The following is a 19,808-nucleotide window of genomic DNA, read 5'->3' on the forward strand; positions in this document are numbered from 1 at the left end:
CACGCAGCATCCCCGTGCTCCCTTGCGGGAGGCGCTAAGACGGGATGCCCAGCGCGCCAGAGTACCCTCGCCGTCATTCCGGCGCAGGCTGGAATCCAGGTGCGCTGAAGGTGGATCGTCGCGTCAAGGCCGGTCAGCTCTTCGACGGCAACCGAATCGTGCCGCTACTGGATTCCGGCCAGCGCCGGAATGACGAGCGTTGTGTGTGGCGCGGCGGACGTTACCAGCCGCCGCGCCCTCACCTCACAGCCAGCGCCCGTAGCGCCGGATATAGATCAGCTTCATCAGCTGGGTCAGCACGCAGTAGGTCAGCACCGTCAGCGCCAGCCAGCCGAAGTACACGCCCGGCAGCGCCACCATGCCGATCTTCGCGCCCAGGCCGGTATAGGGCACCAGCAAGCCGACGATGATGATCGCCGTGGTGAGCGCCAGCACCGGCGCGGAGGCGATGCTCTGCACGAACGGGATGCGTCGCGTGCGGATCATGTGCACGATCAGCGTCTGCGTGAGCAGGCTCTCGATGAACCAGCCGGACTGGAAGAACGACTGGTGTTCCGGCGAGTTCGCGCCGAACACGTACCACAGCAGCAGAAAGGTGGTGACGTCGAAGATCGAGCTGACCGGGCCGATCCACACCATGAAGCGGCCGATGTCGCTGGCGTCCCACTTGCGCGGCTTGCGCAGGTAGGCATCGTCCATGCGGTCGAACGGAATGGACAACTGCGAGATGTCGTAGAGCAGGTTCAGCACCAGGATCTGCAGCGGCAGCATCGGCAGGAACGGCAGGAACGCGCTGGCGATCAGCACCGAGAACATGTTGCCGAAGTTGGAGCTGGCGGTCATCTTGATGTACTTGATGATGTTGCCGAAGGTGATGCGACCCTCGATCACGCCCTCTTCCAGCACCATCAGGTTCTTTTCCAGCAGAATGATGTCGGCCGACTCCTTGGCGATGTCGGTGGCGGTGTCCACCGAGATGCCCACGTCCGCCTCGCGCAGCGCCGGCGCATCGTTGATGCCGTCGCCCAGGAAGCCCACCGTGTGACCCTGGCGCTGCAGCGCCTTCACCACGCGCGCCTTCTGCAGCGGCGACATCTTGGCGAACACCGTGGTGCGCTTGACCAGCGCGTCCAGCTCGTCGTCGTCCAGCGGCTCGATATGCTTGCCCTGCGCGGAATGCTCCACGTCCAGGCCCACCTCGCGGCAGATCTTGCGCGTCACCGCCTCGTTGTCGCCGGTGATGACCTTCACCTCGACGCCATGGTGGTGCAGCGCGGCGATGGCGGTGGCGGCCGTATCCTTCGGCGGATCGAGGAAGGCCAGGCAGCCGATCGCCACCAGGTTGGCCTCGTCCGCCACGCCGTAGGCGCGCTCCGCCGGCGGCTGGCGCTTGATCGCCACCACCAGCACGCGCAGGCCGTCCTCGTTGAGGCGGCGCGTCATCGCCTTGATGTCCGCGCGCATCTCGTCGGTCATCGGCAGTATTTCGTCGCCTGCCTTGGCGTAGGCGCAGATCGACAGCATCTCCTCGACCGCGCCCTTGCACACCAGCAGCTCGTGGCCGTCGCCGTTGCCCAGTACCACCGACATGCGGCGGCGCTGGAAGTCGAACGGGATCTCGTCGACGATGCGGTAGTGCTGCGCGACTTCTTCCAGGTCGCGATGGGTCAGCACCGCCTTGTCCATCAGGTTCTTCAGGCCGGTCTGGAAGCGGCTGTTGAGATAGCCGTATTCCAGCGCCTCGTCCGATTCCTCGCCGTACAGGTCGAGGTGGCGCTCCAGCACGATCTTGTCCAGCGTCAGCGTGCCGGTCTTGTCGGTGCACAGCACGTCCATCGCGCCGAAGTTCTGGATCGCGTTGAGACGCTTGACCACCACCTTGCGCTTGGACATCGCCAGCGCGCCCTTGGCCAGGTTCGCCGTCACGATCAGCGGCAGCATCTCCGGGGTCAGGCCCACCGCCACCGACAGCGCGAACAGGAACGCCTGCAGCCAGTCATGCTTGTCCAAGCCGTTGATGACGAAGACGATCGGCACCATCACCGCCATGAAGCGGATCAGCAGCCAGCTGACGCTGTTGACGCCCCGGTCGAAACTGGTCTGCACGCGCTGGCCGACGATGGTGTGCGCCAGCGAGCCGAGGTAGGTGCGCGCGCCGGTGGCCACCACCACGGCGGTGGCGCTGCCGCTCACCACGTTGGTGCCCATGTAGCAGACGGTGGGCAGGTCCAGCGGGTTGTCGCCGTGCTGGCCGTTGTCCAGCTCGTCCTCGCGATGGCTGTGCGCGGGTGCCGACTTCTCCACCGGCAGCGACTCGCCGGTCAGGATGGCCTGGCTGATGAACAGGTCCTTGGCCGAGACCAGGCGCAGGTCGGCGGGCACCATGTCGCCTGCGGCGAGGTGCACGATGTCGCCGGCCACCAGTTCGCCCACCGGCACCTCGATGCGCTCGCTATGGCCGTCGGAAGCACGGCGCGTCACCGTAGCGGTGTTGCGCACCATCGCCTTGAGATTCTCGGCCGCCTTGGACGAACGGTATTCCTGCGTGAAGCTCAGCACCACGCTGATGCCCACCATCGCCGCGATGATGATCGGCCCGGTGAGATCGCTGGCATCGGTGGCCAGCTGTACCGCCGCCAGCACCAGCAGCACCACGATGAACGGATTCTTGAATGCGCGCAGCAACTGCAGCGACCAGTGCGGCGGCTTCTCGTGCGACACCTCGTTGGCGCCGTCGCGGTCCAGCCGCTCGGCGATCTGTTCTTCGTCGAGGCCGGCGGCGCTGGTGTCCAGCGCGGCGTACAGCGCCTCGTTGTGGCGGAACGCTTCCTGCGCGACGGCCACGCGCACGGGGGCCGTGGCAGCCTTGCCGGCCGCCTTGCCGGTGACGGTCTGGGTGGAGTGCTTGAGCATGACTCGCTTCCGTGAAATCGGTGACATCTGGGCCGGACCAGCGAGCCGGCGGGATCATCCCGCGCGTGACGCCAGGACCTGCGCTACGGACTTCGTCGCAGCCGCGTCCCCGGGACTGGCGGAGGCCAGCCTTTGCGAGGAAGCGGCTCGGGGCGCGACGAGGCCTTCATCAGTGACTGGATACCAGCTGCAGATGACGATGAGCTTGCGAAGCGGCCTGTTCGTGCCAGCGGGCGACCGGACGGCCGCGCGAGGCATCGGCATTCCAGCGCATGTCGAGCGCGGCCTGAGCCTGGACCTCGTCCAGGGGAGCGGGAACGGTGATCGTCCAGGAACGGCGGGTATCCGCGCGGCGACCCGGACGCAGACGGAAGAAATCGCGAAGGAGCTTCATGGCCCTTTCTCCTCGTTAACGGCGCCGACGGCGCCGTCAGAGGCGGGCCGGACTTCCCTAGTCGAGGAAAGCGCCAGCCGACCGCAGGCGGTCGCCGCAGCAGTTCAGCTTGTTATGCAATGCCGGCACCCGATGCTCGCGGATGTCGACGTTGCGACTAGGGTAAACGTCCATATGCCTTGGGTTGGTAGGACAGGAAGCCACCGGGCGCGACGCGCCGGGCGGCGCGCGCATTGTCTTGCTGCGATGCGCAAGTGTCAACCCCGTGACAGCGACCGGCGGGCCCAAAGCCGTCGCACGCTTCAGGAAACGCCAGGCCCGCGAGGGCCACGCACGGGCGTGCGATCACGGTCCGTCGACATAGGTCCACCTCGCCCCCCACGGCAAAAGCGCGCATCATGGAGGGTATTTCCCATCGCATCCCGGCCAGCACCTGCCGCGCCAAGGAACCTCATGTCCGCCTTGATCGAACGCAAGACCGGCGATCGCCACAGCATCGCCATCGAGACCACCGACGCCGCCCACTACACTGCCACCAAACGCCGCCTCACCGCCGCCCAGCGACGTTGGCTGGGCGACAGCGGCTTCGAGGCCGCGCCCGGCACCTTCGCCCTGCTCGCCGACGAGGGCGGCAAGCTGGTGCGCGTGCTGGCCGGCGTCGATGCGGGCGATGCGCTGGGTGCGCTGGGCGCCCTGCCCCGCACGCTGCCCGAGGCCACCTACCACCTGGCCGACGAAGGCGTGCTCAGGGACGTCCGGCAGGCCGCGCTCGGCTGGGCCCTGGGCGCCTACGAGTTCACCCGCTACCGCAAGCCGCGCCGCGCGCCGGCCCGGCTGGCCATCGCCGCCGCCGATCTCGCCGAGCTGGCGCCGCTGGTGGAAGCCACCACGCTGGTGCGCGACCTGGTCAACACACCGACCGAGGACATGGGCCCGAAGCAACTGGCCGAGGCGGTCAAGCAGTTGGGCAAGGCGCACAAGGCCAAGGTGCGCGAATGGGTGGGCGACGAACTGCTGGAAGCGAACTTCCCCACCATCCACGCGGTGGGACGCGGCAGCCATCGCGCCCCGCGCCTGGTCGAGCTGACCTGGGGCAAGGCCGGCGATCCCAAGCTCTCCTTGATCGGCAAGGGGGTGTGCTTCGACACCGGCGGCCTCGATCTCAAGCCCGCCGACGGCATGCGCTGGATGAAGAAGGACATGGGCGGCGCCGCGCACGCGATCGCGCTGGCCGGCCTGGTCATGCAGGCCAGGCTGCCGGTGCGCCTGCAGCTGCTGATTCCCGCCGTGGAGAACGCCGTATCCGGCGCCGCCATGCGCCCGGGCGAGGTGATCGTCACCCGCGCCGGCCTCAGCGTGGAGGTGGACAACACCGACGCCGAAGGCCGCCTGGTGCTGTGCGACGCGCTGGCCTACGCCAGCGAGCAGCAGCCCGAACTGATCGTCGACTTCGCCACCCTCACCGGCGCGGCGCGCATCGCGCTGGGCCCGGACCTGCCGGCCCTGTTCGCCAACCGCGACGACATCGCCGAGCAGGTACTGACCGCGGGCCGCGCGGCGAGCGATTCACTGTGGCGGCTGCCGCTGTGGCGCCCCTACCGCAAGATGCTCGAATCCTACCTGGCCGACCTTGCCAACTCCGGCACCTCGCGCCACGCCGGCGCGATCACCGCCGCGCTGTACCTGGAACGCTTCGTACCGGAAGCCACGCCGTGGATGCACCTGGATACCTATGCATGGAACGACGCGGATCGTCCGGGACGGCCGCGGGGCGGAGAGGCGCTGGGGTTGAGGGCGTTCTTTGCGTTCTTGAGGGGGCGCTACAAGCGCTGATGGGTCTTGGATTGCCGCCCGCCGATAGCCCCGCTATCCACCACGACAACAAGACCCCATCCTGCCCACGCGCAAAAAAAACCAAAACCACTCATGACGGTACCCCGCCTGCTCACCCTCGCCCTGTGCGCCGCGCTCGCCTCTCTCGCCCACGCCCAGGCCACCCAGCCCCCGCTCAGCGAGCAGACCCTGCGCTCGGGCGGCCCAATGCCGGTGGAGCAGCAGCGCGTGCGCTTCGAGCATGCCGAGCTGCACTTCAGCGTGGATCCGGCGCAGCAGACCCTGGATGCCACGGCGAAGCTCGCCTTCAGCGCCCGTGAGGCCACGGACGCGCTGCTGCTGGACCTGGACCCCAACCTCGCCATCCATCGCCTCAGCGTCAACGGCAAGACACTGGATGCGGGCCAGTGGAGCAATCCGGACGGACGCCTGCGCATCCAGTTGCCCAGGCCGCTGGCCAAGGATGGCAAGGCCACGGTGGAAATCCATTACGGCGGCAAGCCGCACGTGGCGAAGAAGGCGCCCTGGGATGGCGGCTTCGTGTGGAGCCACACCGAGGACGGCCAGCCCTGGATTGCCACGGCGGTGGAAGGCGAGGGCTGCGACCTGTTCTGGCCGTGCATCGATCATCCGCAGGGCAAGCCCGCCCTGGTCGATACCTATGTCACCGTACCCAAGTCGCTGGCCGCGCCGGGCAACGGCGTGCTGGTGGACATCAGGGAGCATGGCGCCACCCATACCTACCATTGGCGCGCCAGGCATCCCACTACCTATGCCGTCTCGATCAATGTCGGCCCGTTCGAGGTGCTCAAGGGCGATTACCACAGCCGCTACGGCAACACGATCCCGATGCAGATGTGGTACCTGCGCGGCCACGAGGCGCAGGCCAGGCGGCTGTTCGGCGAGTTCCCGCGCATGCTCGACTTCTTCGAGCAGGAGATCGGACCCTACCCGTTCGGCGACGAGAAGATGGGCGTGGTGGAGACGCCGCACCTGGGCATGGAGCACCAGACCATCAACGCCTACGGCAACGGCTACCCGCGCAGCGAGTACGGCTTCGACTGGCTGCTGCAGCACGAGTTCTCGCACGAGTGGTTCGGCAACCAGGTGACCAATGCCGACTGGGACGACATGTGGCTGCACGAAGGCTTCGGCACCTACATGCAGCCGCTGTACGGTCAGTACCTGTACGGCGACATGCCGTACTTCGCCATGCTGCAGAACGAGCGCGGCATGGTGCGCAACGCCTACCCCATCGTGGCCGGGCGCAGCCAGTTCGAGCACGAGGTGTACGACGCCGGCCACGGTCCCGCCAACGATATCTACTACAAGGGCTCGCTGATGCTGCATACGCTGCGGCAGCTGATCGGCGACCGGGCGTTCTTCGAGAGCATCCGCCGGCTCGTGTATGGACGTCCGGATCCCGAGCCCGGCAACTTCGCGCCGCACTACGCTACCACCGGCGACTACATCGCCATCGTGGACCAGGTGACCGGGCGCGACCTGGGCTGGTTTTTCGACGTCTACCTGCGCGAGGCCGCCCTGCCATCGCTGGAAACGCGCCAGGACGGCAACATCTTGCATGTGCACTGGAAGGTGCCGCACGACAAACCGTTCCCGATGCCGGTGGAAGTGCAAGTCGGCGATCGGTTGGTCACCCTGCCGATGGCCGGCGGCGACGGCAGCGTGGAAGCGCCGGCCGGCACGCTGGTGATCCTGGACCCGCGCAGCAAACTGCTGCGCGACCAGCCGCACGTCGCCGAATACCAGCAGTGGCGCAAGGAACAAGCGGAGAAGAAGCCGAAATAGCCGCCGGCTTTTTGTGGGAGCGCACCCTGTGCGCGACAGGCCTGCGCAGCGAAACCGGCAATGCCGTCGCGCACAGGGTGCGCTCCCACAGGAGAAACGAAACGGGCTCTAATAACCCGTCTTGCGATTGGCCTCGCGCACCGCGTCCACGAAGTCCTTGAACGGACGGTCGGTGATCGCCACCAGGCCGATGTGCGCGTTCTCGCCGTCGATCAGGCGTCCGGTGATCGGCTGGTCCACGTACTGGAACCAGTGCGCGCCGACGATCACCGGATCGGCCGCGGCCGCCGCGATGTAGCGCGCGTACGCCTCGCCGCGCTGCTGCTCGGTCCACACTGGCACCAGGCCCTTGCCGAACGGGCCGCGGTCGTCCGAGCCAAAGTGGAATTCGGTGATCAGCGCCGGCTTGTCCAGCTTGGCGAAGGCGGCCGCGTCGAACGCGTGCTCGGGTACGTCGGCGTAGGCGTTGAAGCTGACCACGTCGCAGAACTGCGCGCAGGAGGCCACCGCCTCGGGCGTGCTGGCCGCGAAGCGGCCGCCCAGGAACAGGTGGTGCGGGTCGTGCCGGTGGATGGCCTGCGCCACGGTGTGGAAATACTGGTCGGCGTACTGGCGCAGCCAGGTGCTGTAGTCCTCGGCGATGGCCGGATGCGCCTCGTCCGGCGTGGGTGCGGGGAAGTTGGCGGCATTGAGCGCCTCCCATCCATCCAACGCGATGCCCCAGGCGGCGGCGAGCTTGCCGGCATCGCCGTACTTGCGCTTCAGCGCCGCGATGAAGGCCTGCTTGGCGGGACTGCGCGCCTCGCCGCGCAAGGTGCCCTGTGCCAGTCCCCACCGGCCCTGCGGCCCCTGCCCGGCCCAGGCCAGTTCGTTGTCGGCGAAATAGCCGAGCAGCCAGGGATCGTCGCGCACTTCCCTGGCGGCCTGCGCCGCCGCGATGTCGACGGCCTGCGCAAAGCGCGGGTCGAACGGATCGGGCATGCGGCCCCAGTAGTCGTAGCCGCTGGAGACGTTGCCGAACACGCCGCTGATGTTGATCGGCCGCGTATAGGCGAAGCGGTGCATCTGCGCCAGCGCATCGTCGCTCCAGTCGCCCAGGGTGTTGAAGCCCCAGTGCGCCAGTCGCTCGACGGTGCGTGCACGCCAGGCCTGTCGCCAGCGGTGGCCGTCGGCGAGGAACAGGTTGGCCGAGTAGTAGTCGAACCAGTGCCCCTGGTGGAAGCCCAGCCCGGCGGAAGCCTGCTGCCCGCCAGCCGGCTTGCCGTCGCTGCCGTAGAACGGCGCCCAGCGGCCGTTGTGGTGCGGCAGGTCCTTGAACATGAACTCGCGGCCGTCGATGTAGGTACGGCCGCCGTCGTCGTCCACCACGTTCACGCCCAGCGAGAAGAACGCGTGCCCTTCCGGCGTGACCAGGAACCAGCGGCCGTCGCGGTGCTCGGTACGAAACCAGCCGCTGGGCTTGAACGCGGCCAGGTCGGTGCGGCCGCCGTAGCGGTCGAAGCCCTTGCGCACCTCCGGCGCCGGCACGGCCACGGTACGGGAACCATGGCGGTTGCCGCGCAGCGCCTCGTCCGAATCCACCTTGCCCGGCCACTGGCCACGCGTGTACTGGCCCCACGCATCGACGATGCCGGTATAGGCGTCGCGCAGCTCGTGGTCGCCGCGCGAGGTGTCGAGCTTGCCGAACAGCAGCGTCTGCGGCGCCGTGGGCGCGGGCATGCCCAGGCGCACCGCCTTCACGTGGGCGAGGTCGAGCGAACCCTCCACCGTGGTCGCCACGTAGACGCGCTTGCCGCCCGCCAGGTACGGCATCGGCGGGCCGACCTGCATGCCCATCGCGCGCGGCGAGGTCGCATGCAGGGGGATCACCAGCGTCTGCGGCGGTCCGGCCGGAATGCCGATGGTGGCATGCAGGCGCTCGCCCTCCTTCGCGCCGTCGATGTCCACCGTCAGCGTCACCGCCCAGGACATGGCGTTCTGCACGTCCACGCGCATGGCACCTTCCTTCGACCAGTCCCACTCGCCCTGGCTCAGCGATACCACCACCTGCGGCTGCGCCGCGGGCTGGAACACGTAGCGCTGCAGCGACATGCCGGTCACCGTGACCGGCGCGCCGTCGCGCTGTACATGGTCGAGCACGGTCTGCGTGACCGGCCCGGCGGCCGGCGACTGGGCCTGGGGCGCGGGAACCGGCGTGGCGGCCTTGCTGAGGTCCGCCCGGTCGGTGTCACTGGCCTTGTGGCAACCGGCCAGCACCAGCAGGCAGGACAGGGCAAGGGGAGCGATCCGGTTCATCGGCGGCTCGGCACGTGGAAATGGCGGCAGTATGCCTGCCTCGACTGAAGGCTGCCTTGCTGCCTGCCGCCGCGGCCGGGACGCAATTTCATGCCGTGTGGCGCTGCCACGCGCGCCATGCGTAGTACACCGGCACGCCGACCCCGATCAGCAGCAGGCTCATGCCCGCGTCGCCCGGCGAACGGATCGCGGTGATCACGATCACGCCCAGCACGGTGCCCACGAACAGCAGTGGCAACAGTGGATACAGCGGCACCCGGTACGGCGACGGCCGGTCGCGGAAACGCCAGCGGTACCAGAACAGCGTGGCGATGCCGAACGCATGCGACAGCCATTCGCCGACCGTGGTGTAGTCCACCAGCTGGTCGAAGCTGCCGGAGACCACCAGCACGATGGCCCAGCCGCCCAGCACCGCCAGCGCCACGCGCGGCGCGTGCGAGCGCGCGTCGATGCGGCCCACCGCGCGGAACAGCATGCCGTCGGCACCCATGGTCTGCAGCACGCGCGCGCCGCCCGCGATGGCGATGCTGCAATAACCGAAGGTGGAGCAGGCGATGCCTACCGCGATCACCGTGGCGCCGCGCTCGCCGAACAGGCGGCGCATCAGGTCAGCCGCCGGCGCGTGGCTGGCGGCCAGTCCGCCATGTCCCAGCCCCGCCAGGTAGGCGATGTTGACCAGCACGTAGCACACCACCACGCCGCCCAGGCCCAGGCCGAGCGCGCGCGGCAAGGTCTTTTGCGGATCGCGCACCTCGCCGGCCAGGTCGTTGAGGTAATGGAAGCCGCCATAGGTGAACAGCACCGGCAGCAGGGCGCCGAGGAAGGCGCCGGGCGGCACCGGGTGCGCGGCATCCGTTGCCAGCACCGCGCCGAACGAGCCGTGCGCCAGTACCACGCCGGCCACCACCACCAGCGCGATGGCCGAAAGCTTGAGCAGGGTGAACAGGTTGAGCATGCGCGAGCCGGCGCGGATGCCGAAGAAGTTCACGCCCACGATCAGCGCGATGGCGCCCGCCGCCACCGGCTTGACCCAGGGCGTCGGCAGGCCGATCGCGGCGCAGGCGTAGTTGGCGAAGGTGGTGGCCACCGCCGCCACGCTGCCGGGGTAGTTGATCAGCGCCATGGTCCAGCCGAACAGGAACGCAGGCAGCTGCCCGAACGCCTCGCGCAGGTAGATGTAGACGCCACCCGCCTGCGGCCGCCGCGCGCCCAGTTCCGCGTAGCACAGCACGCCGGCCAGGGTGAGCAGGCCGCCGATGGCCCACAGCGACAGCAGCTGCGCGCCGGAGGCGGTGCGCTCGGCCACCGTGGAGGCGCTGCGGAAGATGCCGGCGCCGATCACCCCGCCGATCACGATGGCGGCGGCATCCCAGGTGCCCAGGCGGCGCAGGTACGAGGGAGGAGTCTCGGCGATCATGGGGCGCGGCGGCCTGCTGGGCGGCGGATACGAAGCACGGACGATAGCGCGAGTACGCCACCCGCATCGACAGGCATCCGCAACTCCCGGAATGGATGGCTGTTTTTGCGCGAGCACGGCATGCGTCCCGCGCTTTCCCGCGCGTTTCGTGCTTGACTGTGCGCACCCGTCCACCCGCAAGCCCGTCGTGCCGCCTTCGTCCCGCAAGATCATCCATGTCGACATGGACGCGTTCTACGCCTCCGTGGAGCAGCGCGACGACCCCTCGCTGCGCGGCAAGCCGGTGGTGGTGGCGTGGCGTGGCGCGCGCTCGGTGGTGTGCGCCGCCAGCTACGAGGCGCGCCGGTTCGGCGTGCGTTCGGCGATGCCGGCGGTGCGCGCCGAGCGGCTGTGCCCGCAGGCGATCTTCGTGCCACCGGATTTCTCCCGCTACAAGGCGGTGTCGCGGCAGGTGCGCGAGATCTTCGCGCGGCACACCGGGCTGATCGAGCCGCTGTCGCTGGACGAGGCCTATCTCGACGTCACCGCCACCCGGACCGCCCTGCCCTCGGCCACCGCCACGGCGGAGGCGATCCGTGCGGCCATCCGCGAGGAAACCCGGCTCACCGCCTCGGCCGGCGTGGCGCCCAACAAGTTCCTGGCCAAGATCGCCTCAGACTGGCGCAAGCCCGACGGGCTGTTCGTGATACGCCCGCACCAGGTGGAGGCTTTCCTCGCACCGCTGCCGGTGGGCCGCTTGCCGGGCGTGGGCAAGGTGATGGAGCGCCGGCTCGCCGAACTGGGCATCGCCACCGTGGGCGAGCTGCGCACGCATCCGGCGCAGGAACTGGAGCAGCGCTTCGGCCGCTGGGGACGGCGCCTGCACGAGCTGTCGCTGGGCATCGACGAGCACCCGGTGCAGCCGGACCGTCCCACCCTGCAGGTCTCGGCCGAGGACACCTTCGAGCACGACCTGGCCCTGGACGAACTGGCGCCCCATATCCACCGGCTGGCCGAAAAGACCTGGGCCGGATACCAGCGCGAGACGCAGGGACCGCACGGGCGCGTGGCCCGCACCGTGGTGCTGAAGCTCAAGACCTCGGACTTCCAGACGCTGACCCGCAGCCTCACGCCGCCCCTGCTGCCCGTCTCCGCCGCCGAACTGGCGGCCATCGCCTGCGACCTGCGCGAACGCGTGGACCGGCCCGCCGACACGCGCTATCGCCTGGTGGGCGTGGGCCTGGCCGGCTTCGTCGATGCCGAGAGTTTCGCCGCGCAGAGCGACCTGTTCGGCATGCCGACGTCCGTCCGGGGTAGCTGACCGGCCCCGCGTTGTCGGCGCCGGCGCGGTAGCGGCGAAAAAAAGCCCGGGCTGGCCCGGGCTTTCTCGACACGGTCCCAGGACCTATTTTTTCTTCTTCGGCAGGTACAGGTCGGTGATGGTGCCTTCGTAGGCCTCGGCCGCCATGCCCACCGACTCGCTCAGGGTCGGGTGCGGATGGATGGTCAGGCCGATGTCGGCCGCCTCCGCGCCCATCTCGATCGCCAGCGCGATCTCGCTGATGAGGTCGCCCGCGTGCGGGCCGACGATGGCGCCGCCGACGATGCGGTGCGTCTCCTCGTCGAACAGCAGCTTGGTGAAGCCCTCGGTGCGGTCGATGCCGATGGCGCGGCCGCTGGCCGCCCATGGGAACTTGCCCACGCCGATCTTCAGGCCCTTGTCCTTGGCCTCGCGCTCGGTCACGCCCACCCATGCCACTTCCGGATCGGTGAAGGCCACCGACGGGATCACGCGCGCGTCGAAATGGCTCTTCATGCCCGACACGACTTCAGCCGCGACACGCGCCTCGTGGGTGGCCTTGTGCGCCAGCATCGGCTGGCCCACCAGGTCGCCGATGGCGAAGATGTGCGGCACGTTGGTGCGCATCTGCGTGTCGACGTTGATGAAGCCGCGCTCGGTGACGGCCACGCCGGCCTTGTCGGCGCCGATCTTGTTACCGTTGGGCGAGCGGCCCACGGCGACCAGCACGCGGTCGAACACGGTGGTCTCGGGGATGCTCTCGCCCTCGTAGCCGACCTCGATGCCCTTCTTGGTGGCCTTGGCCTCCACCACCTTGGTCTTGAGGTGCACGCCCTTGAGCTTCTTGCCCAGGCGCTGCGCCAGCGGCTTGACCAGGTCGGCGTCGGCGCCGGGGATGATCTGGTCCATGAACTCGACCACGGTCACCTCGCTGCCGAGCGCCGAATACACCGTGGCCATCTCCAGGCCGATGATGCCGCCGCCGACCACCAGCAGCTTCTTCGGAACGTCCTTCAACTCCAGCGCGCCGGTGGAATCCATCACGCGCGGATCGTCCCAGGGGAACGCGGGCAGGCGCACCGCCTGCGAGCCGGCGGCGATGATGGCCTGTTCGAAGCGGATCAGCTTGGTGCCTTCGGCCGTCTGGACTTCCATCTCGTTCGGCGAGACGAACGTGCCCACGCCCTGCACGGTGCGTACCTTGCGCTGCTTGGCCATGGTGGCCAGGCCGCCGGTGAGCTTGCCGACCACCTTGGTCTTGAAGTCGCGCAGCTTGTCCAGGTCGAGCTTGGGCGCGCCGAAGCTGACGCCGTGCTCGGCCATCGCCGCCGCCTCGTCGATCACCGCCGCGGCATGCAGCAGCGCCTTGGAAGGGATGCAGCCCACATTGAGGCACACGCCGCCCAGCGCGGCATAGCGCTCCACCAGCACGGTGTCCACGTCCAGGTCGGCGGCGCGGAACGCGGCCGTGTAGCCGCCCGGGCCCGAGCCGAGCACGACCAGCTTGCAGGTGATGTCGGGCGTGCGGCCGGAGGCGCCGGCAGCCTTCGGCGCCGCCTTTACTCCCTCTCCCCTTTGGGGAGAGGATTGGGGTGAGGGGACGGGGCTTGCGGGAGCGTTGCTCGCGCCGGCGCTTGAGCTGGACTGGGGCGCGGTCGGCCCCTCACCTCGGCCCTCTCCCCGCTGGGAAGAGGAAGAAGTGCCGGCGTCCGCTGCTTCCATCACGGCGATCACCGCACCTTCCGAAACTTCATCGCCGACCTTGACCTTCAGCTCCTTGATGACGCCGGCGGCGCTCGACGGGATTTCCATCGTCGCCTTGTCCGATTCGAGCGTGATCAGGCTCTGTTCCTTGGCGACCGTGTCGCCGACCTTCACCAGCACCTCGATCACCGGCACGTTGTCGTGACCGCCGATGTCGGGAACCTTGATTTCGATGGTGCTTGCCATGGGGAATCCTTGGAATTTCTATTCGCTACGCATGTGGGGCGACGCAAGAGCCGCCCCCTCACCCCAACCCTCTCCCCGCAGGGGAGAGGGAGCCATTAGAGGAGCAGGCGGCGGATGTCGCCCAGCTGCTGCGCGAGGAAGGTGGCGAAGCGCGCGGCGAGCGCGCCGTCGATCACGCGATGGTCGTAGGAGAGCGACAGCGGCAGGATCAGGCGCGGAGCGAACTCCTTGCCATTCCATACCGGCTTGGTGGATGCCTTGGAGACGCCCAGGATGGCCACCTCCGGCGCATTGACGATCGGCGTGAACGCGGTGCCGCCGATGCCGCCCAGCGAGGAGATCGAGAAGCAGCCGCCGGACATCTCGTTGGGGCCGAGCTTCTTGTCGCGCGCCTTCTTGGAGATCTCGCCCAGCTCGATGGCCAGGTCCAGCAGGCCTTTCTTGTCGCAGTCGCGGATCACCGGCACCACCAGGCCATCGGGCGTGTCCACCGCGATGCCGATGTGGAAGTACTTCTTGAGGACCAGCTTCTCGCCGGTCTCGTCCAGCGAGGCGTTGAACTGCGGGAACTTCTTCAGCGCCGCCACCACCGCCTTGATCTGGAACACCAGCGGGGTGATCTTGAGGTCCTTGTTCTCCTCGCCGAGCTTCTTGCGGAAGGCCTCCAGCTCGGTGATGTCGGCGTCCTCGTGCTGGGTGACGTGCGGGATCATCGCCCAGTTGCGCGCCAGGTTGGCGCCGGAGATCTTCTGGATGCGCGACAGCGGCTTCTCTTCGATCTCGCCGAACTTGCTGAAGTCGACCTTGGGCCACGGCAGCAGGTTGAGGCCACCGCCCGTGGCGACCGGGGCGCCGCTGGGGCGCGCGCCGGAAGCGAGCGCGTGCTTGACGTAGCCGGTGACGTCCTCGCGCTGGATGCGGCCGCTGCGGCCGGTGCCCTTCACCTGGCGGATGTCCACGCCCAGCTCGCGCGCGAAGGCGCGGATGGCCGGGCTGGCGTAGGGGGCGTCACCCGGCATCACGATGCCGGCGTCGAACGGCGGGCGCACGGTGGGCGGCACGTCGCCTTCCGGCGCATTGCCCGGCAGCACGCTGCGGCCGCCGATCGGGGCGGGCTTTTCCTCGACCTTGGGCGCTTCCACCTTGGCGGGCGCCGTGGCCTGCGGGGCCGGCACTGGTGCGGCGCCGCCGCCGGCGGCCTCGACCAGGGCGATCAGGGCGCCCTCGGAAAGCTCGTCGCCCACCTTGACCTTCAGTTCCTTCACCACGCCGGCGAACGGCGCCGGGACTTCCATGGTGGCCTTGTCCGATTCCAGCGTGATCAGGCCCTGGTCCTTGGCGATGGTGTCGCCCACCTTGACCAGGATCTCGATCACCGGCACGTCGCTGCTGCCGATATCCGGCACGCGCACTTCCCGCACGCCGCCGCCAGTGGCTGGCACGGTGGCGGGAGCCGGAGCGGGTGCGGGTGCGGGTGCGGGGGCCGACTTGGCGGGCGCCTCGGCCTTGGCCGGCGCCGCGGCGGCCGCGGCGGCCTCGCCCTCGGCTTCGATGATGGCGATCAGGGCGCCCTCGGACACCTCGTCGCCAACCTTGAGCTTCATTTCCTTCACCGTGCCCGCGAACGGCGCGGGCACTTCCATGGTCGCCTTGTCCGACTCCAGGGTCACCAGGCCTTGTTCCTTGGTGACCCTGTCACCGGGTTTCACCAGCACTTCGATCACCGGCACGTTCTCGCTGCCGATATCGGGAACGCGTGCTTCTTTGAGGTCGGCCATGGTTTCTCCTACGGGATGGCGATGGCGGGCCGGCGGGGATGACGGCCGCGCAAGGCGTCAATCATAGCGAACGACACCCGTTTTCGGTCGCTTTTGGATCGTTTAAATCGACCATGCGCATACGTATGCAGCCCTACCGGATGCCGTCCGGACCCACTGTCCCGGCCCGGTCGGGAGCGGCCGGCCGCACCGGCGCCTGGCCCTGGGTCCAGGTCACTTCCCGCTGCGGGTACGGGATGCTGATGCCCTCGGCGCCGAAGCGTTCCTTCACCGCGCGCAGCAGGTCGGTCTGCGCCGCCCAGCCGTCGGCGCTGCGGGTGTAGGCGCGCAGCACCAGCACCACGGCGCTGTCGCCCAGGCTCTCGGTCCATACGCCCGGCGCGGGATCGCGCAGGATGCGCGCGTCGGCGGCGAACAGCTGGCGGATCACCTCCATCGCCCTGCCGATGTCGTCCTGGTAGCCGATACCCACCCGCAGCTCGAAGCGGCGGGTGCCGCGCCGATTGAAGTTGACGATGGCGTCCGAGCCGATCTTGGCGTTGGGCACCACCGCCTCGCGGTTGTCGGGCAGCACCAGCAGGGTATGCATCAGGCTGACGCTCTCCACCGTGCCCTCGGTGCCCCCGGCCAGCACGTAGTCGCCCACCCGGAACGGGCGGAACACGATCAGCAGCACGCCCCAGGCCAGGTTGCTGAGCGAACCCTGCAGGGCCAGGCCGATGGCCAGGCCGCCCGCGCCCAGCGCGGCGACCAGCGGCGCCGAGGGCACGCCGGCCTGCTGCAGCGCCATCACCACCAGCAGCGCGATCAGCACGCCATTGATCAGGTTGCGCAGGAAGCCGCTGAGGGTTTCATCGACGTTGGCGCGGTGCATCGCGCGGCGCGCCAGATTGGCCGTGCGCGCGGCCAGCCACAGGCCGACCAGCAGCATCACCAGGGCGATGCACAGGTTGATGAGAGTGGTGACGGCGGTCTCGGAGAAATGCAGGCGGGTGAGCAGATCGTGCATGGATGGGCGACTCGTGCGGACAAACCGCCGCGAGACTAGCAGCCCGGCGATCAAGGTTCCGTTGCATGCCCATGTAAAAAAGCCGCGCCGAGGATAAGGACGCGGCCCAAGGTCGTGCTGGGGAGCAGGCGACCGGTCGATGCGTGCGCGGAGTCGCCTCAGCCGGCGCGCGCACGATCCTTGGCTGTTACCAGCTTCTTGTTATCCGTCGTGTTCTTGCGGCCGTTGCTAGCGGGCGGCATCCCCGATGGATCCGTCACCGCGCAGGCCAAGCCTGCACCATGCACCATGTTGCGGTGCGGGGGCATGGGCCTGTGGTCATGGCGTGCCATCGGTCATGGCCATCTTCCGCGCCATGACGCAGCGCGCATAGGAATGCCCTGGCCGGCACGCTACTTTCGACCGCAAGGATCGCCATGAGGGGAGTCGTGGGATGCGCGAGGGATGGGATGCGATCGTGGTGGGCGCGGGCCTGGCCGGCCTGGTCGCCGCCACGGAACTGGCCGGTGCCGGCAGGCGCGTGCTGGTGCTGGAGCAGGAGCCGGAACAAAGCCTGGGGGGACAGGCCTTCTGGTCGTTCGGCGGCCTGTTCTTCGTCGATTCGCCGGAACAGCGGCGCATGGGCGTGCGCGATTCGCACGCGCTGGCGCTGTCCGACTGGATGGGCACCGCCGCGTTCGATCGCGCGGAAGACCACTGGCCTCGCCGCTGGGCCGAGGCCTATGTCGATTTCGCGGCCGGCGAGAAGCGCGCCTGGCTGCATGCGATGGGCATGCGCTGGTTCCCCGTGGTGGGCTGGGCCGAGCGCGGCGGGCATGGCGCGATCGGGCACGGCAACTCGGTGCCGCGCTTCCACGTCACCTGGGGCACCGGCCCGGGCGTGATCGAGCCGTTCGTGCGGCGCGCCCGCGCGGCGGAGGCGAAGGGCACGCTGCGCTTCGGCTTCCGCCACCGCGTGGACGAACTGATCGTGGAGGGCGGCGCCGTGACGGGCGTGCGCGGCAGCGTGCTCGTCCCCGATGCGGCGGAACGCGGCAGGCCCAGCTCGCGCGAGGTGGCGCAGCCGTTCGAGCAGCATGCGCAGGCGGTGATCGTGGCTTCCGGCGGCATCGGCGGCAACCACGAGCTGGTGCGGCGCCACTGGCCGGAACGGCTGGGACCGCCACCCGCGCACATGCTGTGCGGCGTGCCCGCGCACGTGGACGGGCGCATGCTCGGCATCAGCGAAGCGGCCGGCGCGCGGCTGATCAACCGCGACCGCATGTGGCACTACGTGGAAGGCATCGAGAACTGGGACCCGATCTGGCCGATGCACGCCATCCGCATCCTGCCCGGGCCGTCCCCGCTGTGGTTCGACGCCACCGGCCAGCGCCTGCCGGGGCCGCTGTGGCCGGGCTTCGATACGCTGGGCACGCTTCAATATCTGCGCCGCACCGGCCATGACTACAGCTGGTTCGTGCTCGACCAGCAGATCATCCGCCGCGAGTTCGCGCTGTCCGGCTCGGAGCAGAATCCCGACCTCACCAGCAAGAGCTGGCGCCAGGTCGCCCGGCGCGCCATCGGCAAGGCCGCGCCCGCCCCGGTGGAAGCGTTCAAGCGGCATGGCCGCGACTTCGTGGTGCGCGACACGCTGGAAGAACTCGTCGCCAGCATGAACGCGCTGGCGGGCAATGGCCTGCTCGACGCGACCCACCTGCGCCGCGAGATCGAGGCGCGCGACCTGCAGTTCGACAACCCGTTCGCCAAGGACGGCCAAGCGATGGCTATCCACAACGCGCGCCGCTATCGCGGCGACCGGCTGGTGCGCGTGGCCAGGCCGCATCGCCTGCTCGACCCGGCCAACGGCCCACTGATCGCGGTACGGCTGAACATCCTCACCCGCAAGACCCTCGGCGGACTGGAAACCGACCTGCAGGCGCGCGTGCTGGGCCACGACGGCCAACCGCTGCCCGGCCTGTACGCCGCCGGCGAGGCGGCGGGCTTCGGCGGCGGCGGCTTGCACGGCTACCGCGCCCTGGAAGGCAGCTTCCTCGGCGGCTGCCTGTTCTCCGGCCGTATCGCCGGGCGCGCGGTGGCGATGGCGATCACATGAGCGCGCACGCCTTGCCGCGCATCGCCATCTATGGCGCGGGCAGCGTGGGTGGCTACCTGGCCGCGCGGCTGCACGAACAGGCGCGCGTCACTTGCATCGGCCGCCGCCGGGTGATGGACGCCTGGCGCCTGCACGGACTGGACTGGAGCGACCTGGAGGGCGGCCACGAGCACGTGGCGGCCCGCGAGGTGGAACTGAAGGCCGACCCGTTCGCCGCCGCCAAGGCGCACCTGGTGCTGGTAACGGTGAAATCCGCGGCCACCGCGACGGTGGCGCGCGAACTCGCCACGGTGCTGGCGCCGGGCGTGCCGGTGGTCAGCTTCCAGAACGGGCTGCACAACGCCGCGATCCTGCGCGAGGCGCTGCCCGGCCATCCCGTGCTGGCGGGCATGGTGCCGTTCAACGTGCTGCAGCGCGTGCCGGGCGATTTCCACCAGGGCTCGGGCGGCGCGCTGATGGTGCAGGCGCACGAGGCGCTGGCGGCCTACCTGCCGTTATTCGCCGCCGCCGGCGTGCCCTTGCTGCCGCGCCAGGACATGCCCGCCGTGCTGGCCGCCAAGCTGCTGCTCAACCTCAATAACGCGCTCAATGCGCTATCGGACCTGCCGCTGCGCGAGGAACTGTCGCAGCGCGCCTGGCGGCGCTGCCTTGCGATGGCACAACGCGAGGCGCTGGCGGCGTTCGCCGCGGCCGGCATCCGCCCCGCCCGCCTCACGCCGTTGCCGCCGCGCTGGCTGCCGCGCGTGCTGGAACTGCCGGATGCCGGCTTCCGCCGCATCGCCTCGCGCATGCTGGCGATCGATCCGCTCGCGCGTTCGTCCATGTGGGAGGACCTGCAACGCGGGCGGCCCACCGAGGTGGACGCGATCAACGGCGAGATCGTGCGCCTTGCCGAACGTCAACACCTGCCCGCGCCGGTGAATGCTCGCCTGGTAGCGCTGGTGCACGAGGCCGAACAGGCGCCGCGCCGCTGGGACGCCGCCTCGCTGCTCCACGAACTGCAGCGCCTCCCTTCCCCCCTGTAGGAGCGCACCCAGTG

Annotated in this window: 12 protein-coding genes; 5 read left to right on the forward strand and 7 right to left on the reverse strand. The window is 69.2% G+C overall.

What is annotated here, in order from left to right; genetic code table 11:
• Positions 1 to 243: 243 nt before the first annotated feature.
• Positions 244 to 2,913 carry a magnesium-translocating P-type ATPase gene (gene mgtA / locus MJ605_RS17120; RefSeq protein ID WP_243042710.1) on the reverse strand — a complete coding sequence of 890 codons (2,670 nt, stop codon included), beginning with the start codon at positions 2,911 to 2,913 and terminating at the stop codon, positions 244 to 246.
• Between the two features lie 169 nt (positions 2,914 to 3,082).
• Positions 3,083 to 3,307, reverse strand: coding sequence for a hypothetical protein (locus MJ605_RS17125; protein WP_243042712.1), 225 nt, complete (start codon positions 3,305 to 3,307; stop codon positions 3,083 to 3,085).
• A gap of 453 nt (positions 3,308 to 3,760) precedes the next feature.
• Between MJ605_RS17125 and MJ605_RS17130 the strand changes: the two genes are divergently transcribed.
• Together MJ605_RS17130 and MJ605_RS17135 are read left to right on the forward strand one after the other, a co-directional pair.
• Entirely contained in the window at positions 3,761 to 5,140 is a 1,380-nt protein-coding gene (locus MJ605_RS17130) for a leucyl aminopeptidase family protein (protein ID WP_243042714.1), read from the forward strand.
• Positions 5,141 to 5,233: 93 nt separating this feature from the next.
• A complete protein-coding gene (locus tag MJ605_RS17135; protein ID WP_243042715.1) occupies positions 5,234 to 6,949 on the forward strand; it encodes a M1 family metallopeptidase in 1,716 nt (571 codons plus the stop codon).
• Between the two features lie 108 nt (positions 6,950 to 7,057).
• Here MJ605_RS17135 and MJ605_RS17140 read toward each other — a convergent pair whose 3' ends face one another.
• On the reverse strand, positions 7,058 to 9,244 hold the full coding sequence (locus MJ605_RS17140) for a beta-galactosidase (RefSeq protein WP_243042717.1): 2,187 nt from the start codon (positions 9,242 to 9,244) through the stop codon (positions 7,058 to 7,060).
• 88 nt (positions 9,245 to 9,332) lie between these two features.
• Complete coding sequence (locus tag MJ605_RS17145; RefSeq protein ID WP_243042719.1) at positions 9,333 to 10,661, reverse strand: APC family permease; 1,329 nt, start codon at positions 10,659 to 10,661, stop codon at positions 9,333 to 9,335.
• 187 nt (positions 10,662 to 10,848) lie between these two features.
• Between MJ605_RS17145 and dinB the strand changes: the two genes are divergently transcribed.
• Entirely contained in the window at positions 10,849 to 11,961 is a 1,113-nt protein-coding gene (gene dinB, locus MJ605_RS17150; protein ID WP_345779546.1) for a DNA polymerase IV, read from the forward strand.
• 84 nt (positions 11,962 to 12,045) lie between these two features.
• Here dinB and lpdA read toward each other — a convergent pair whose 3' ends face one another.
• From lpdA to MJ605_RS17165, 3 genes are all read right to left on the reverse strand, one after another.
• On the reverse strand, positions 12,046 to 13,890 hold the full coding sequence (lpdA, locus tag MJ605_RS17155) for a dihydrolipoyl dehydrogenase (RefSeq protein WP_243042721.1): 1,845 nt from the start codon (positions 13,888 to 13,890) through the stop codon (positions 12,046 to 12,048).
• 95 nt (positions 13,891 to 13,985) lie between these two features.
• Complete coding sequence (gene aceF / locus MJ605_RS17160; RefSeq protein WP_243042723.1) at positions 13,986 to 15,668, reverse strand: dihydrolipoyllysine-residue acetyltransferase; 1,683 nt, start codon at positions 15,666 to 15,668, stop codon at positions 13,986 to 13,988.
• Between the two features lie 133 nt (positions 15,669 to 15,801).
• Positions 15,802 to 16,677 carry a mechanosensitive ion channel family protein gene (locus MJ605_RS17165; RefSeq protein WP_243042725.1) on the reverse strand — a complete coding sequence of 292 codons (876 nt, stop codon included), beginning with the start codon at positions 16,675 to 16,677 and terminating at the stop codon, positions 15,802 to 15,804.
• A 433-nt stretch (positions 16,678 to 17,110) separates the two neighbouring features.
• Here MJ605_RS17165 and MJ605_RS17170 point away from each other — a divergent pair, with 433 nt between their 5' ends.
• Both MJ605_RS17170 and MJ605_RS17175 read left to right on the forward strand, forming a co-directional pair.
• Positions 17,111 to 18,769: an FAD-binding dehydrogenase gene (locus tag MJ605_RS17170; protein ID WP_243042727.1), complete on the forward strand. Its 1,659-nt coding sequence runs from the start codon at positions 17,111 to 17,113 to the stop codon at positions 18,767 to 18,769.
• Positions 18,766 to 19,794, forward strand: a complete 1,029-nt coding sequence (locus MJ605_RS17175; RefSeq protein WP_243042728.1) for a 2-dehydropantoate 2-reductase — start codon at positions 18,766 to 18,768, stop codon at positions 19,792 to 19,794. Before MJ605_RS17170 ends, MJ605_RS17175 begins: the two co-directional genes overlap by 4 nt.
• Positions 19,795 to 19,808 lie beyond the last annotated feature (14 nt).

It is taken from the genome of Dyella sedimenti, assembly GCF_022760995.1.
Classification (GTDB): Bacteria; Pseudomonadota; Gammaproteobacteria; order Xanthomonadales; family Rhodanobacteraceae; genus Dyella; species Dyella sedimenti.